A 16,699-nucleotide genomic window follows, 5' to 3' on the forward strand; every position below is an offset into this window, starting at 1 on the left:
TTCCCTTTGTGCACGTGCAGATTCAGAGGCATGCAAGGATGGTTGTCGACAGCAAAAAAAAACTCCGCGAGATCACTCGCAGAGTTTTTTCGTGGGAAGCGGTTATTTCTATTCTAACGCAATCGTTCCATTGCTTAAGGTGTACTTTGGAATAATTCAGGTAGTATCGTCCTTATTCCTCGTTATGCTGTACATGGGTATCAAATCCTTTCGGTAATTCCGACTTAACGTCTTATTATCCGTCTGGTGTTGATGTGTTTCCACTTCCCACTTAGGATATATATACCCGGTGTACGGTTGATGAAACAGGTGAAGCTTTTCTTTTTTTTGCCCCTGCCAGAACTTTTAATTATCCTCGGTCAACACTTCAAGCAATCCGGCCGGAAGCTCATACTTGCGGTTGTTGATCTGAATGCTCTTCAGCTCCTCCAGCAGCGAATCATTGCTTTCCGAATCCTTAATGGCCTGTACTTCGTGGTGCAATTGCTCCATCTGACGGTCCAGCGCGTTAGCCGTATCCGCCGCCTTCTTAAGCTCTTCCAGCAGATGCTGGGGAACCGACTTATTATATTTGTAGAAAATTTTATGCTCCAGACTCGCCCAGAAATCCATGGCAATAGTCCGAATTTGGACTTCAACGCATACCTTCTCCACCCGGTCGGAGAAAAAAACAGGCACTTCGACTAACAGATGCAGGCTTTGGTATCCGTTTGGCTTCGGATTCTTGATATAATCTTTGACGTTCAGGACCGTTAAGTCGCTCTGCTTCTGCAGCATGTCGCTGATTTTGTAAATGTCGGTAATGAAGGAGCAGGTGATTCTTAGACCAGCGATGTCTTTAATGTTGTCTTCGATGGAACTGAGAGATATGTTTCCGCCTTTTCGGAGCAGCTTCTTCATGATGCTCTCCGGCGATTTCAGGCGGGACTTCGTATGTTCGATCGGACTATAATCATGAAGAGCCTGGAACTCCTCTTTTAATATTTCCATTTTGGTTTCGATCTCATCTAAGGCGAATTTGTATTTCATCATAAATCGGGTAATTTCGTTCCGAATGATTTTGAGCTGTTCGATTTGCATAGAATTCATGGGATACTTCCTTTCGATTGTGTGATTCAGAGCCGTGATGACTCGAGTAGTAAATAAAAACAAAACACGCTGCTAACATTCTAGAAGTGCTGTTCCCTCTTTAAATAGTAGTTGATTTTGAGGTGCGACTGCAACTTTAGTGCAATGACGTCAAAAAGACGCCGCAACCAGGAGGTTACAACGTCTTTTATCATATGCCAGCTTCGTAGCGCTTGATATCGTTGTATAAACCATATCTTGCAAGGCGTTTATGCTCGTATTTTATTATCCTATAAATTTCATGAACGTGGTATTATTTCTCGGGCAATCGCAAAATACTCATGGTTTCGACATCCATTCACGATGGATTTCCCCACTTTCATTCACTCCCATTTTATCGAAAATTAAATATTCCCTCTTGATTTGGTCTCATATTATCTTCTTCTGAATCTCATCTTTGTACCGCTGGCACCCTGCCCCGCTTCTGCGCCGCCATCTGCGGATACGCAATGCCCAGCAGGATCACGATAACCCCGATCCATTGCAGAGCAGTCACCTGCTCGCTCAGCACCAGCACCGAAGCGATAACAGCGACGGGCAGCTCTCCGGCACCAAGGATGGTTGCCAGTCCTGTGCTGATTTTGGGTGCGCCCAGTGCGAATAGCAGTACGGGCAAAACAACGCCGAATACGCCTAGGATTAAGCCGAACAGCCATAACCCGTTGTCAAACAGGGATATCTCCGTGTACACTTTTGGCGTGAACAGGATCGTCAGCAGAATCAGACCACCCGTTGAGGTATAGAAGCTCCGGGTAATCGGTGACATTTGCGTCTCGACCCGGCCGCTGAAGAAGACAAACAAAGCCATCATCAAGGCCGCAGTCAACCCCAGTAAAGTCCCTTTCCAATTCAATTGGAGCTCGCCTGCACCCAAAACCCCCCCAGCCATAATCGTTCCTACAAACAGGATGATAACGGAGATGATGGTGGATTTATCCGGCCATTGCCGTTTCACAATGGCTTCGATAATGACGCCGATCCAGGTGAATTGAAATAGAAGAACGACGGCAATCGATGCCGGAATGCTCTGAAGGGCAAGGTAATACGTGACGCCTGTAAGACATGTACATAACCCAACCCCGGCTAGCCTTAGGAATTGCTTGCTCGTGATCTTTTGACGTCCAAAAAACAGCATTAACAACAGCAGAATGAGCCAGCCTGTCCCGAATTGGCTGATCATAACCTCCTGAAATAGGAACCCTTCCTGGTAAGCAAGCTTTACCACCGTTGACAGAATACCAAAACAGCAAGCTCCCAGAAATACGTAGAATGAATTTTTTAATACATGTAACAATTCCAACTCTCCCTCCACAACAAAAAAACCCCGCTTTTCACTGTTTTGGAGACCAGAAAACAGTAAAAAGTGGGGTTGACTCTGTTAGATATTGAATTATGGTCTTATCTTAAGACAAAACCTCAACATTGTAAATACCAAACGGGGTAAGTTTGTATCCAACCACTATTTATGAAGACAACTTTGCAAAGATCTCTCTCAATTTAGCAACAGCTTCGATCTCCAGAGCTTTAATATCCTCTACCAGTGATATCGCCTTCGTTGCTTGCTCCCCCGAATTAGGCTCTCCACCTACCGGGAATGGGAACAACTGATGCAGGACACTGAATTTCTCACACATACCTGTATATAACACGCTGGCTTCTTTAAACTGCTGCGTGAGCTCCGGTCCTTCCTTATTCGCATCCGGCCAAGCTGCAATCAGTTCCTTGAAGAACTCAGCAGCGTAATACCGGGCATCTCTTAATACCTCGATGTTGTAAGCATGACCGTTCGGTTCTATCTTCCGCCCCTGCAGCGATTTAACCCAAGCATCATATGCCGCAATCCCCTTCACTGCCGTCGGCACCACGCTTTCTTTCCCTTCATATTGCTCGATGGCGGTTTCAAGCGCAAGTCGAAGCTGCTGCTGAAGCGTTAAATCAACGGAGCCCTCAATAGCCAGAACAAATAGATCTTCCATCACGCTTCTGCCGAGATTTTCGTAGGGCAGCGTATCCACTCTGCCGCATACTTCCCCATAGAGAGTTCTCGTTTCATCGTCGTAACCATACAGTGTACCAAATTCCGGGAAGAATATATCCCAAGCCAGCACAGGGTATCCCCGGTCTAGTGAAGCATGAATCAGATCAAGGGCCCTTGGCAGCTCCTGATGAATGCTGCGCTTGCTCATGGCACTCTTCTCCAAAGCGGTTGGATCCAGCAGATTGGCATTGGTGCCGACGCCGTCCGACATGCCATCTACAAACTTGGAATGGAACCCGATATTATGAAGGCCCCGAGATAATACTTCACCAAAAAAATACGACGTTGGACCTGCAATGTGAACTTCATCCGGGATGATGTTGATCCGGAATGCATGACCTGTAAGCCCCATGACCATCGGCAGGGATAACTTCCGATCTGTAAATTGAAGCATTTTATACGTGGCATCCGCAGCGGTTGTCCAAGTTTTGATTTCTTTCAACGGTCCTTCATAAGGCAGAATCTTCTTTTTCATAATTCCCAAGTCCCTTCTCATCTTAATATAAGAGTCAACGGTGACGCGGATTTTTTCTTGGATCACTTTCTTCCGTGATCTCGAAATAATCTGATACACATTGGCCGAAGAGAGCTGAAACAAGTTGGCAATTTCTTGCGGAGACAGCTGATCGAAAAAATGGGATTCGAAAATAAGCCGTTCGCGTGGCTTCAGACATTGAATGATGTCCGTTAAAAAGCGCAGCGTCTCTTGCTGGACGATCCGTTCCTCCGGAACGTGGAATCCAGCGGCAGCTTCGGTTGCAGAATGACGGAGCCTGCCCAGAATACTGTCCAGATTGTTCCACTGATCTGAACTCCCGGCACCATCAGCTCTTCCCCTGCCTTCAAGCTCGGTGAATGTCTGCTCTTTCATCGCAGGGCTTCCCTTAAGGCGGGTATAGGCCTGATTCCGGACGATTCGCTGCACCCACGGTAAGAACCGCCGGGCATCGACCAGTTTCCCCAGATGCATGAACGCACGGATAAGTGCATCCTGTACAACGTCCTCTGCCAGGTAGGACTCCCGGGTTATAGCTCTGGCATAGCCATAAACCTTGGACCGATGACGCCGAACAAGCTCCCCGAATGCTTCCCGCTCCCCTGCCTGCGCATATTTCACCAACTCCTGATCCTCCATCTCATCCCACTGGACCCTGCTGTCTGCTGTCGTTTCCAATTGCTCAAACCCTCTTTCGTATCGTTGACTACTTATATGACCAGAGAAGTTCGTTTTTTCTGACAAAGTAATTGAGAAATATTATCTGACTTTTATAATACATAAAAAACGTTCCAAGATGACCCCTAAACCTCGGTCACTCGAAACGTTTTTTTAACAACATGGCTCGCTTAGATTACATCCGCGGCTGCTTGGTGAACTTCCCGGTGAAAATGCCCGGGTTCAGGACGTGTTAGGCCCAGGTGCTCCCGCAGCGTCGTTCCGCTGTATTCAGTCCGGAACAAGCCCCAACCGCTGGTAAAGGTTGTCAAACCTTTTTTTCATTCCACGCCCAAGTCATATATGTCAGAATATAGTCCTTACAGGCAATGGACAAAAGCTGCCTAATAATGCGACAATATAATCTGCATGTCATATCTTATATTGTAAGAATTTTGCACAACTAAACGCGAAGAAGCAACATTGCACTTATAGGAAGGGAACGAAAGCATGGCTCAATTATTTTTCAAGTACGGCTCCATGAACAGTGGTAAATCCATCGAGATTTTGAAAGTCGCCCATAACTATGAAGAACAGAACAAACCGGTACTCCTCTTTACGTCCGCTATCGATGACCGGGATGCCGTTGGATATGTATCCTCACGAATCGGCCTGCGCCGCGAAGCGATACCTATATCCGATACAACCGACATCTACGGGATTGTGAAGGATCATCAGCCTAAGCCATACTGCGTTCTGGTTGACGAATGCCAGTTCCTGTCCAAGGACAGCATCCTGCAGCTCGTTCGGATTGTAGATGAGCTTAACGTGCCTGTCATGGGCTTCGGGTTGAAGAATGATTTTCGGAACGAGCTGTTTGAAGGCAGCCGCTGGATGCTGATTTACGCTGATAAAATCGAGGAAATGAAGACGATCTGCTGGTTCTGTGAGCGCAAAGCGATCATGAACCTTCGCGTCATTGACGGTAAGCCCGTGTATGCCGGTGAGCAGATCCTGATTGGTGGGAATGATACCTACTTCCCTGTTTGTCGCAAATGTCATACCAATCCCCCTTTATCATAGGACGTTTTCACAAGCAATCCACCATTCAAACGTAAGGAGTAGGATGACCCATGCCGATAGTCAGACCGCTATTAACCGACCAAGACTTTCAGGAAGTGATGGAGCAGCAGATCCGTATACGCATCTTCAAGGATAATCATCTGATTGATTCCGGCAGTCTCGTCATCCGCTTCACTGACGAAACCGTCATTACACAATCCAGCGTCAGCTCGCTCGGCTATCATAAGCGGGATGAATGCGAATTTTTTGAAGTACGGAAATAAGAAATGATAGATGGATTGCCTGAGTGATTCATGATAGACCTCTTCTACGAAGATCTATCAGGGCCTCAGGCAATCCTTCTTTATCTCAGGGAGAGAGCCGCATATAGCGGCCACAAAAAACAGCGGCCTTCTGCAGAACGATCTGCAAAAAACCGCTGTTCGTTAATCAACCTATCACACTAAGAGCGTCGCTTGTACCCTAGTGAATATCAGACTTGGCCATGCTCCCACCCAGCACATCCGCGACATTTTGAATCGAAATAAATGCGTTCTTATCAATTTCCTGCACAACCGTCTTCAGCTTCGCAATCTCCAGCCGGGTGATGACGCAATAAATCATCTGCGTATCCTCTTTGGAATACCCGCCCTTGGCATAGATCATGGTCGTGCTGCGGCCCAGACGCTGCATGATGGCATTTGAAATTTCTTCGTATTCATTGGATATAATCGTAACGGATTTGGACTCGTCCAAGCCCTCTACCACTATATCCATCACTTTTGCCGCTATGTAGTATGAGAAGATCGAATACATGGCCGAATCTGCACCAAATACAAACCCTGCCGTAATAAAAATAAACACGTTGATAATCATGATGATTTGTCCGACCGGCATCCGCAGCTTTTTGGACAGCAGGATAGCAACGATCTCCGTACCGTCGAGCGCTCCGCCATAACGGATGACAAGACCTACCCCCAGCCCGAGAACCAAACCACCGAACAGCACCGCTAAAATTTTCTCGTTCGTAAACGGGTCTACATGATGCAGGAGGGTTGTCGCCACTGACAATACCACAATCCCGTATAATGTGGAAAATGCGAACGTTTTACCGATCTGCTTGTAACCGATGAACAGAAACGGTAAGTTGATAATAAACAGGAACACACCCAGATTGATGGGCGTAATCGATGATAATACGATGGAAATACCGGTAATACCACCGTCGATAATTTCGTTGGGCACCAGGAATATTTCAAGCGCCACAGCCATCAGAATTGCACCGATGGTGATAAAGATGAACCGTTTCAGAATTTCACCGACTGTCAGATTTTTGTGTTTTTTGACCATGCCATTCTCCTTTTGTATCTTTTTTCACACGAAGTGCCTGTCGAAGAACCATTGTATTAAAAAAAGGAATGACATGTCAATGTTGACAGGCAAAGTGACATGGGTCTTTTAGGCCATTGCCTTGTCATCCAGACATAAAGAACGCAGATGCTGATCGATAATCCTCTCGATCTTTTCTGTGGCGAGCTGCTGCGGCCTCATGATATGGTGTATCGCTAACCCATCCACCAATGCGTATATTCGTTCCTTCTCATATTCAAGATCCAACTCCGGTTTAGCCAGCTTATGGGCAACCAGCGTATCCACCACATAATGGCACGCCTTGGTTAAACCATCGTACATATGATCAGTCATTATTCTTAACTCGGGATAGACTAGCGCTTTGGCAACAAACGACATCCACACCTCCATTTCCATCGTCCTATCCTCATCCATCGGCAGAAATTGCATCAACACTTGCTTTACATCCTCAAACACGGGTCCGTTCAAGGATAGTGAAGAAAAACGTTCTTCAATCCGTTCGATAATAAGCTTCATACAGAAAGTCAACAGCTCAGCCTGGCTGGTAAAATAGTGCCTCAGCGAACCTACGGATAATCCCGCCTCTTCCGCGATATTGCGCACCGTCGCTTTTTCGAGTCCACCCCTCTGAATCACCCGCAGGGCAGCCTCAGCGACCCGTTGTCTTTGTTTATCATGATCTACGATTTTCGGCATAATCCCATTATACACTCCCGGTTTTTTTTAATACAACGTACTATAAACAACATTTCAGTTTCCTAGGTTTGCTTCTACAATGCCTATCCTCGTAAAAATAGGTTCTCTCTATGGAACACCTTGGTAGAACCAATACTATATATATTAATGTCAAAAAGAATCGTGAACACGCTCAGTGTGTTCTTAGGAGAGGAGCGAGTTTGTCATTCGCACATTAACTGAATCGAAGGCTAGGCATGGTGTCTCTCGGGCATTCCGTGATCGAGAGGGCCGTTTAAACCTGCTCTGGCGTGTCGTCCTTGGATGGCTGGCTTTTGTTACAGGGCTCGGACTAGCGGTTGTGATAGCCACGACAGCGAGTTCCTACGAGATCCCCACGCTCGGGCTGCAAATCCTCCTTGCAGTCGTAACAACAAGTGTATCCGTACCGCTGATTTATCTGCTTAGGCGTTATGTCGACCAGCGTCCCTGGAGCGGCCTTGGTCTTAGCTCCCCTCCTTCCGGGTTTCGTTATTTCATTCTCGGCATTGCTCTCCTTGCCCTGGTCACAGCAGCAGCCTTGCTGATTGGCAGTGCCGCCGGGTGGCTCCGAATCGTGGCATTCCACTTCCCTGTCGCTACGATGCTCGTTATCCTCATCAACGTTCCCATTGCTTTTTTCTATGAAGCCTTTCCTGAAGAATTAACCTTCCGCGGTTATGTGTTTCGGAACCTGAACACCCGTTTTTCGCGCTGGCTTGCGCTGATCCTTCAGGTCGTGTTATTCGTACTTGCACCTATCGCCGTAACGGGATTCATGGTAGCCACAGGAATAGGTACATGGGATCTGATTACGGTGGAGTATATCATCAATTTAATTGCTTTTGGTACGGTATTGCAGCTGTGCCGCATCGTATCCAACAATCTATGGATGAATATTGGCTTTCACCTAGCCTGGCTGGAGATGATCCGGTATGTCGTGGTGCCTTCGAATTATGCATTCATCGAGATTGAATACCTTTCTATATGGGGCAATTATATGGTCACGATCGGTTCGGTCATCATCGGAATTATTCTCTTGGTTGTGTGGTCACTGCGGAGCAAGAATCAAATCGATTGGAACGGGACCGAGCCGGATCTTCCTCCAGATTCGAATCCAAAAACCAAGGAATCTGCGATGCCCACCCATTCTGGATAACAACCGTTAACGGTTATAGCTCAAACTCTCCGCTATTTTCGGGGAGTTTGAGCTTTATGTGTGATCATCCATCCGGTCCAATACCTGCAATTTATAATATTGGTTTCCGTTATGCTATAATATATTCCATCCGAGATCGACCAGAAAATACATAATTTTACCCTAGGCAGGGAGAGGATTTACTCATCATGTTGGAATGGCTTCAGAATTTATTGACCCATATAAAGGAAATTGACATGGATCAAGTACAGGGGTGGCTTAAGCAGTATTCACAGCTAGGTCCCATTCCTGGTATTTTGCTTCCATTTATAGAGGCGTTTCTGCCCATACTGCCCCTTATCGTCCTTGTAATGGGGAACTCCGCAGCCTACGGTTTATGGTGGGGATTCTTACTGTCCTGGATCGGCGTTTGCCTTGGATCCATTACCGTGTTTTGGATCGTTCGCAAGCTGGGCGGCAAGCTGGGATTGCTTATTCAAAAAAGAATGCCGGGATCCCAGCGTTTTTTCCATTGGATCGAAGAAAAAGGCTTTACGCCGATCTTCATCCTGTACTGCTTCCCCTTCACGCCTTCCTCGCTGATCAATATTGCATCCGGCATCAGTACGGTATCGGCTACGACATTTACGATAGCCGTTATGGCGGGGAAATCCGTAATGATCTTCATGGTCGCTTTTATCGGACATGACTGGCAAGCGTTTATAACACAGCCCTGGCGTATTCTAATCGCAGTCGTTGTTCTATGGCTGCTGTGGTTAACCGGCAAAAAGATGGAAAAACGTTACCATCATGAAGATCAGCCGGGAAGTATCGTGATAAGCAACAAAAAGACAAAGCGTTAAATCCATAACAAGACCCGCCCATCCATTGCAACCGGGACTGGCGGGTCTTGTTATAGTAGACATGCTTAGATGCGGGACAAACCCATCTTACTCCAATACGTAAGCCGCCAGTTTATGTATCGGGTCGAACCCCGCACGTTGATACAGTTGGATCGCGCTTTCATTTCTCTGGTCTACGCATAACGAGATGTCCTCCAGCTGTACGATATGGAACAGATAATGAAGCGCTTGGTCAAGAAGTGCCCGGCCATAACCCTTCCCCCGGAAATTTTCGGATACTGCGATGTATTCAATGCTGCCTTCCTTGAATTCGGGTTCACCTTCCACATAAACATAGCCAACGAGCTCTCCTAGTTCCGTAAACATAAAGAGTCGATGATCCTCATCCAGCTGCTGCATAATATCCTGAGCGCTGAGGTAGGTATTAGGGAAATTCGTACCATGCAGCTTCGCAAATTCATCCGCATACTCGGGTGTGAAATCCTGGAGTCCCGAAAGGCCATCCGTTAATAGAGCAGATTTTCGAAGTCGTAGAACATGATGCTCTCCTGACTTTCTACCCCCTTTGTCTTCCATAAAGCGTACAGCGGATTGATGATCCACGTTATAAAAACCGTAATAACGATTTACGCAGCCTTCCAGCTTCGAAGTCCCTGCATCCCATAGCTGCTCCGCCAATCGATTCCATTGCTCACCTTCCGCGTCGATAAAAGGTCCCCATAATTCAGCGGACCGTTCTTCTTCATCTACATCGAACCCCAATGCCCCCACAATCTGATCCTGATCATATATGACGGTGAATTTTTGACTGCTCAGTTCGCCATTCTCCGTGAATTCCGTCTGAAGCGTGCTGTAAATCTCGCCTTCCTGTTCACCGCAATATCCGACATGATGATGACGAATCCCATTTAATTTTGCAAGAAAGGAAGATAACTCTCTAAGTTTCATATCAGCTTGCTCTAAAATCATCTGTAAATGTGCTCCTTGTTCATATTCTGCTGGAAGTGTTACAGCTAACGTTCATTGCCAAGCTTTTCGAATATGTTTTGGTCAATTCTACCATATGGTGATGCCCACTGACCAAGTTTTAACAAAAAAATGGGCCTCCCAAGTTCATGGAAAGCCCATCTTGTCATTCGTCAATATGTCAGTGTGGGACTCCCTGTTCGGTCATCCCTTCTCGGAGCGCTCCCCTTTCTGGGAAGCGCGCATCCGTTCACGTTCGCGCTTGAGTTCAGGCTTGAGGTCATCGTGGACGCTGTTCTCCCACATGGATACGCCTGATCGATACGCCGCCCTCCCATTCAAGTGACCCGCTACCGGCCCCGTAATAAATACGAATACAATTCCCAGCAGCAGTTTTGCACTGACATGCTCCAGGTAGAAGGTGAAATACAGAAATGCACCTGCAAGAATCAAGAGGACGCCTAGCGTAGCACTTTTCGTTGCTGCATGAGACCTCATATAAACATCCGGCAGACGAATAAGGCCAAATGCACTCAAGGCACCAAGTAAAGCTCCGAGCAGCACCATCAGCGCGATCAGAAACTCACCGATCTGACTCATCGTTTGTGCGTTCAATGACATCACCCCTCTCGATATATCTGGCAAGCGCAGTTGTTCCGATAAACGTCAGTATCCCGATCAGCAGAATGATATCGAAATAGACAGTTGTCCGGAATAGCATGCACAGAACAGCGATCATGGACAACAGTATAATTCCAATCGTATCCAGCGACATGATCCGGTCGTTCATTGAAGGTCCCTTGATTAATCGGTACAAGCAGCCCAGTATAGCCAGCGACAAAATCACCAGAGAGGCAATCAGGATGCTATGAATCATGTGCGGGTCACCTCCTTGATCGCGCGTTCGAAAGTATCGCGGATCTGATTCGACAGCTCTTCGACATCTTCAATATCCATCGCATGAATATATAGCGTCTGACCATCGCGAGACACTTCCAGGGTAAGCGTTCCTGGCGTCAAGCAGATCAGGCACGATAACACCGTAATCTCCCAGTCGGATTTCAGCTCGGTTGAGTAGGCGAAGATGCCTGGACGAACATTCAGCTTCGGTCTTAGGATCTGTCCAATTACCGTGATGCTCGATTTTAACAGCTCCCTTAGGAACAAGAGCAGCAGCAGCATGATGGACCACAGCTTGCGCAAATAGAAATCGTTCGGCCAGAAGCGTCGCAACAGATAAATCAGCAAGATTCCGATCAGATAGCCGATGATCAATTGCTGGGGGGACCAATTATTGTTCAGGAACATCCAGACAACGGCAATGATGATATTTAACAGAATTTGATGGCCCATATCCACTACTCCTTTAATACAGCATTAATATATAGTGATGGATCGGATAATACGGCGCCTGCTTGAGAGGTGTAGGAGTATATCCACTCCGAACCCACCCCAAGGACAATCACCATAACCGTTAGCCCAATAGCTGCCGCATAAGCTGTCTTGTGAATTCTGACCGGTTTTGATTCTTGGAGTCGAGGTGATTCGCCCCAGAATGCCCCCATAAACACTTTGATCAAGGAATACAATACCGCCAAACTTGATGCCAATGCCAGTCCCGTAAGCACATAATGGCCTCCGCTCAATCCGCCGCGAACGATGAGGACTTTGCCGAGAAAGCCGCTAAGGGGCGGGATGCCGACCAGAGCCAGTGCAACGATAAAGAACATCCATCCCACCAAAGGATGGCGCTTCATCAGCCCGCCCATATCGCTCAGCTTGTTCGCGCCTGCACTGGCGATGATGATACCGCCCAGAATAAAGAGCAGCGCCTTTGCTATCATGTCATGCATCAAGTAGAATACGGCTCCGTTCAAGGAGTCAGAAGATGCCGTCGCTATGCCGAAGGCGATAAAGCCAACGCTAATAATAATGTTATAGTTCAGGATTCGTCCAAGATCCTTATACGCAACCGCGCCCAAACTGCCCAGAATCATCGTTGCCGCAGCCATCCAGCCGATGACGGCGTGGATGCCGCCGGTATCGTGATAGAAGATCAACGTAAAGGTACGGATAATCGCATATAACCCAACCTTCGTGAGCAGCGCGCCGAACAAAGCCGTAACTGCCGCCGGAGGTGCGCTGTAGGAACCGGGCAGCCAGAAGAACAGGAACAAACCCGCCTTCAAGGCAAATACAATCAGGAACAGAAGGCCGATGACCGACAAGATTCCATCCTGCTGAACTTCGGCCACTCGCAGAGACAGATGCGCCATATTCAGCGTTCCGACTGTGCCATATAAATAAGCGACAGCTGCAACAAACAAGGTGGATGAAATAATATTAATCAGCATGTACTTTAAGGTTTCCCTCAGCTGGCGCTTGGTGCCGCCCAGCACGATCAAGGCGTAGGAAGCGATCAGCATAACCTCAAAACAGACAAACAGGTTAAACAAATCCCCTGTTAGGAACGATCCGATCACGCCAGCCAGCAAAAATTGAAAAAAAGCATAGAAGTAATGCTTCTCTCTCTCTTCCCCGATGCTCCGGAAAGAATAGAACAGACAGGCAGCCGCGACAATCAACGTCGTAAGCACCAGCAGTGCCGCAAGCATGTCGGCTACAAATACGATTCCATACGGCGGCTGCCATCCACCCATGTGAAGCGTCTGGATGCCCTCATTGTTTACCTGACTTACAATGAACAACGCCACAAGCAGGTTTACTGCGATACTAACCGCACTGATCCAACGCTGAACACGAACATATTTGGAGCAGAAAATAAGAATAACAGCTGTAACCAGCGGAATAAGGAGAGGAAGAACAATTACATTATTCATCATCCATCCCCCTTAGCTCCTCCATGTTGTCCGTACCCAAGCGTTGATATGCTTTATACGCCAGTACGAAGAAGAACGATGTGACGCCAAAGCTGATGACAATGGATGTCAGAATCAACGCTTGCGGAACAGGGTCAACGTAGGATGAAGCCTTCTCGCCAAGCAGCGGAGCAGCACCGGTCTTCAGCCGCGACATGGTGAGCAGCAGCAGATGAACGCCATGGGTCAACAGTGAAGTACCGAGAATAATCCGCAGCAAGCTTTTGGATAAAATCTGGTATATCCCAACCGCAAAAATAATTCCGATGGCAAGCGACATATAAAGTTCCATGGTCAGTTATCCCTCCCAATCGAATTGATGATGGTCATCGTCACGCCAACGACGGCTAAATAGACGCCGAGGTCGAAGAGAACCGCAGTAGCCAGCTCGGTTTCCCCGAGCAACGGCAGGTTGAAGTAACCGAAGGAATGACTTAAGAACGGTGCGTCAAAAGCAAAGGAGCCGATCCCTGTAAGGAGTGCAATCGCAAGTCCGGTAGCCGTAACCTTTCGAAATTCGAAAGGTACGATCTTCCTGGTCATGTCCATGCCGAAAGCCATCGACAACAGAACCAGTGCGGCTGAAGTCATCAGCCCCCCGATAAATCCTCCGCCCGGCTCATGGTGTCCCGAGTTGAACAGGAACCATGAGAAGGTTACGACGATAAAGATAACCACCTTGGATATGGTGCGCAGAATGACATCATTACTGTTAGGGAGATATGCCCCTTCATAACGATCCCGTTCGCCCAAAATGCCTTCACCCAAATCGATTTTAATCAAGGCATAAATCCCAAGGGATGCTATGCCGAGAACTGTAATTTCAAGCAAGGTATCAAATCCACGGAAGTCCACCAGAATGACGTTGACGATATTTTTACCGCCGGCCAAATGGTAGCTCTCTTTAATGAAGTAATCCGCAATGGAGTCAAAGGTCCTGCCACTGCTCGCAGCCAATGCGATCAAGGTCACGACAGCACCGACGCCTACCGAAATGAGCAAATTTCTCCACTTCAGGCTCATCGGTACCTTCTCCCGCTTCAGCTTCGGAAGATGATAGAAACAGAGCAGGAACAGCATGACCGAAACCGTCTCGACAACCATCTGGGTCAGCGCCAAATCCGGAGCCCGGAACAGAACGAAGAACAAGGTCACCATATAGCCGGCAGCACCGGTTAATATAATCGCCATCAATCGTGTTCGTACGAACGGAAGCACAACGACCGGGATGACCAGACCGAGTATGGCAACGGCCTCATAGAAGGACATCGGTGCGTAGTCCGTCATATCAAATCCAATATGATCGACCAACAGGAGCCCCCCGCCAAGAATGGCTATGAAAAATACAAGGATATAGATCACGTAGTGACGGAGTGAACCTGTCATATAAGTGGAGGTCAGCGATTTGCCGCCTCTTTCGAGGACTCGCAATCCCCCGTCATACAAATTGTTCAATGTGAATCGCTTGAAAAGCGTTGTATTCAAGATACGCGCTCTGCCGTGAAGCTTATACAGAACGGTACCGAGAACAATGATTCCGATGGTCATGAAAATTTCCGTTGTCCACCCATGCCACATCTCGATATGCACGTGGAAACGATCCTCTGCCACGAGCAGCCCCGGATGAATGGCGGCCATCGCCGGTTCAATGAGTGCATGAGACAGCAGGTTCGGAAACAGCCCGAACACGATGGCCAGCGATGCCAGAATAACCGGGGGAATCAGCATCCCGAGCGGTGCTTCATGCGGCTTCTTCTCCAGTTTTTCAGGCTGGAAGCGTCCGGTGAAGGTTTTGAAGACCAGGATCATGCTGTACAGGAACGTAAACACGCTTGCGATCCAGGCAACGACCGGTATCAGCACACCCCAGGTCTCGGCATTCCAGAAATTCATGTGAGGCGCTTGAAGGACCGCCGTAAAGAACATTTCTTTACTCAGGAATCCGTTAAACGGAGGCAGACCGGCCATGGAAAATGCACCAATGACGGCCACGGTGAACGTGATTGGCATGAGCGACATCAGACCTCCGAGTTTCCGCAGATCGCGGGTGCCCGTCTCATGATCGACGATACCGACAACCATAAACAAAGCGCCCTTAAATATCGCATGGTTCATCAAATGAAAGATGGCGGCTGTCGTTGCTTTCGTATAGAGCAGCGTGTCCACACCGCCTCCATAATAAGCTGCGGCAGAGCCAAGACCGAGCAAGCTCATAATCAGCCCCAATTGGCTGATGGTGGAGAATGCCAGCAGTGCTTTTAGATCCGTCTGCTTGATCGCACGGATCGAAGCGTATATCAGCGTGGTCAAGCCCGTAATCGCTATGATCCAGAACCAGGAAGCTTGCCCGGCAAACACCGGGCTAAAACGGGCCACCAGATAGATTCCGGCCTTGACCATCGTAGCGGAGTGCAGATAAGCACTAACTGGAGTCGGTGCTTCCATCGCATCCGGCAGCCAAATATGGAACGGGAACTGCGCGGATTTGGTGAATGCTCCCAGCAGGATCAGAATCATGGCCGGAATAAACAGCGCGTCTCCCGTAATGCTCCCCACATTCGCTACAATCTCCCGCACGCTAAAGGTGCCTGTCATGATAAAAAGGAGAATAAACCCTGCAAACATGGCAAGTCCGCCGAACACGGTAATCAGCATGGATTTTAAAGCTCCGTATCTGGAGCGGTCGCGATGATGCCAGAATGCAATCAGCAGGAATGACGAGATACTTGTCAGTTCCCAGAAGCCGTACAGCACCATCAGGTTATCGGAGAGCACAACACCAAGCATGGCGCCCATGAACAGAAGCAGATAGATGTAAAATCTATGAACGGCTTCCTTGTTCTTGTCCATGTAGAAGATGGAGTACAGTACAACGAGTGAACCAATACCAGATATTAATAGTGCAAAAATTAAACTTAATCCATCCAAATAAACGGTAAAGTTTATTCCCACGCTTGGAATCCATTCCAGGACAGCTTGAAGCTGTTCACCTCCCTGAATGGTTGGGATAAGTCCCAAGAAATAGGCGAACAGGACAACCGGTACCGGCAAAATCACCCATCCGGTGTGAACACGGCCGATGAGCTTGTAAGTCAACATAACCACAAGCGCTACGATAAAAGGTGCCATAACGGCGATGTGCAGCAAAGACAAAGTCTACTCCTCCTATAGTCCGATTTTTCCTTCATTAGTAGTATTTCCCCATTATTTAGGCATAAGTCCAAAAAAACACAAAAAGAGCCCGCTGTTGGCAGGCTCCTCCAGGTAAAACCATATGGTATTTTTTCGAATCACACTGAAAAACAGTATATCTTGAGATCAAAACTTTGTCAAAGGGTATGTTGGAATGAAAAAGGGACAATCAGGAAATCACTGTATATAAAGGAG

The 16,699-nt window shown here is 47.7% G+C and carries 16 protein-coding genes; 4 read left to right on the forward strand and 12 right to left on the reverse strand.

Going from position 1 to position 16,699, the window contains the following annotated elements; all coding sequences use genetic code 11:
- Positions 1-345: 345 nt before the first annotated feature.
- The 3 genes from NYE54_RS20515 to NYE54_RS20525 form a co-directional block, all read right to left on the reverse strand.
- The gene (locus tag NYE54_RS20515; protein WP_098746717.1) at positions 346-1,080 is read right to left on the reverse strand and encodes a GTP pyrophosphokinase family protein; all 735 of its coding nucleotides are present in this window, start codon (positions 1,078-1,080) and stop codon (positions 346-348) included.
- A 439-nt stretch (positions 1,081-1,519) separates the two neighbouring features.
- Positions 1,520-2,422 (reverse strand): DMT family transporter, encoded by a 903-nt coding sequence (locus NYE54_RS20520; RefSeq protein WP_339265825.1) that lies wholly within the window; start codon positions 2,420-2,422, stop codon positions 1,520-1,522.
- A 169-nt stretch (positions 2,423-2,591) separates the two neighbouring features.
- On the reverse strand, positions 2,592-4,340 hold the full coding sequence (locus NYE54_RS20525) for a sigma-70 family RNA polymerase sigma factor (RefSeq protein WP_339265827.1): 1,749 nt from the start codon (positions 4,338-4,340) through the stop codon (positions 2,592-2,594).
- Positions 4,341-4,829: 489 nt separating this feature from the next.
- On the opposite strand from NYE54_RS20525, the gene NYE54_RS20530 reads away from it, so the two are divergent.
- Both NYE54_RS20530 and NYE54_RS20535 read left to right on the forward strand, forming a co-directional pair.
- Positions 4,830-5,402: a thymidine kinase gene (locus NYE54_RS20530; RefSeq protein WP_127593650.1), complete on the forward strand. Its 573-nt coding sequence runs from the start codon at positions 4,830-4,832 to the stop codon at positions 5,400-5,402.
- Positions 5,403-5,452: 50 nt separating this feature from the next.
- Positions 5,453-5,665 (forward strand): hypothetical protein, encoded by a 213-nt coding sequence (locus NYE54_RS20535; protein WP_071220380.1) that lies wholly within the window; start codon positions 5,453-5,455, stop codon positions 5,663-5,665.
- Positions 5,666-5,864: 199 nt separating this feature from the next.
- Here NYE54_RS20535 and NYE54_RS20540 read toward each other — a convergent pair whose 3' ends face one another.
- Entirely contained in the window at positions 5,865-6,731 is an 867-nt protein-coding gene (locus tag NYE54_RS20540; protein ID WP_339265830.1) for a YitT family protein, read from the reverse strand.
- A gap of 108 nt (positions 6,732-6,839) precedes the next feature.
- Positions 6,840-7,448 (reverse strand): TetR/AcrR family transcriptional regulator, encoded by a 609-nt coding sequence (locus tag NYE54_RS20545; RefSeq protein ID WP_339265832.1) that lies wholly within the window; start codon positions 7,446-7,448, stop codon positions 6,840-6,842.
- A gap of 340 nt (positions 7,449-7,788) precedes the next feature.
- Here NYE54_RS20545 and NYE54_RS20550 point away from each other — a divergent pair, with 340 nt between their 5' ends.
- Together NYE54_RS20550 and NYE54_RS20555 are read left to right on the forward strand one after the other, a co-directional pair.
- Entirely contained in the window at positions 7,789-8,625 is an 837-nt protein-coding gene (locus tag NYE54_RS20550; protein ID WP_339265834.1) for a CPBP family intramembrane glutamic endopeptidase, read from the forward strand.
- A gap of 188 nt (positions 8,626-8,813) precedes the next feature.
- A complete protein-coding gene (locus NYE54_RS20555) occupies positions 8,814-9,467 on the forward strand; it encodes a TVP38/TMEM64 family protein (RefSeq protein WP_339265836.1) in 654 nt (217 codons plus the stop codon).
- Positions 9,468-9,554: 87 nt separating this feature from the next.
- Here NYE54_RS20555 and NYE54_RS20560 read toward each other — a convergent pair whose 3' ends face one another.
- From NYE54_RS20560 to NYE54_RS20590, 7 genes are all read right to left on the reverse strand, one after another.
- Positions 9,555-10,436 carry a GNAT family N-acetyltransferase gene (locus tag NYE54_RS20560; protein ID WP_339265838.1) on the reverse strand — a complete coding sequence of 294 codons (882 nt, stop codon included), beginning with the start codon at positions 10,434-10,436 and terminating at the stop codon, positions 9,555-9,557.
- A 201-nt stretch (positions 10,437-10,637) separates the two neighbouring features.
- Positions 10,638-11,033: a monovalent cation/H(+) antiporter subunit G gene (gene mnhG / locus NYE54_RS20565; RefSeq protein WP_098746405.1), complete on the reverse strand. Its 396-nt coding sequence runs from the start codon at positions 11,031-11,033 to the stop codon at positions 10,638-10,640.
- Positions 11,017-11,310 (reverse strand): Na(+)/H(+) antiporter subunit F1, encoded by a 294-nt coding sequence (locus tag NYE54_RS20570; protein ID WP_076321947.1) that lies wholly within the window; start codon positions 11,308-11,310, stop codon positions 11,017-11,019. The genes mnhG and NYE54_RS20570 overlap by 17 nt, the downstream gene beginning before the upstream one ends.
- Positions 11,307-11,786, reverse strand: a complete 480-nt coding sequence (locus NYE54_RS20575) for a Na+/H+ antiporter subunit E (RefSeq protein ID WP_076321948.1) — start codon at positions 11,784-11,786, stop codon at positions 11,307-11,309. Before NYE54_RS20575 ends, NYE54_RS20570 begins: the two co-directional genes overlap by 4 nt.
- A 5-nt stretch (positions 11,787-11,791) precedes the next feature.
- Complete coding sequence (locus NYE54_RS20580; RefSeq protein WP_076321949.1) at positions 11,792-13,273, reverse strand: Na+/H+ antiporter subunit D; 1,482 nt, start codon at positions 13,271-13,273, stop codon at positions 11,792-11,794.
- Positions 13,266-13,604 carry a Na(+)/H(+) antiporter subunit C gene (locus NYE54_RS20585; protein WP_071220369.1) on the reverse strand — a complete coding sequence of 113 codons (339 nt, stop codon included), beginning with the start codon at positions 13,602-13,604 and terminating at the stop codon, positions 13,266-13,268. Before NYE54_RS20585 ends, NYE54_RS20580 begins: the two co-directional genes overlap by 8 nt.
- Positions 13,605-13,606: 2 nt before the next feature.
- Positions 13,607-16,465, reverse strand: coding sequence for a Na+/H+ antiporter subunit A (locus NYE54_RS20590; protein ID WP_339265842.1), 2,859 nt, complete (start codon positions 16,463-16,465; stop codon positions 13,607-13,609).
- Positions 16,466-16,699: the final 234 nt, after the last annotated feature.

Source organism: Paenibacillus sp. FSL K6-1330 (genome assembly GCF_037976825.1).
GTDB lineage: Bacteria > Bacillota > Bacilli > Paenibacillales > Paenibacillaceae > Paenibacillus_AQ.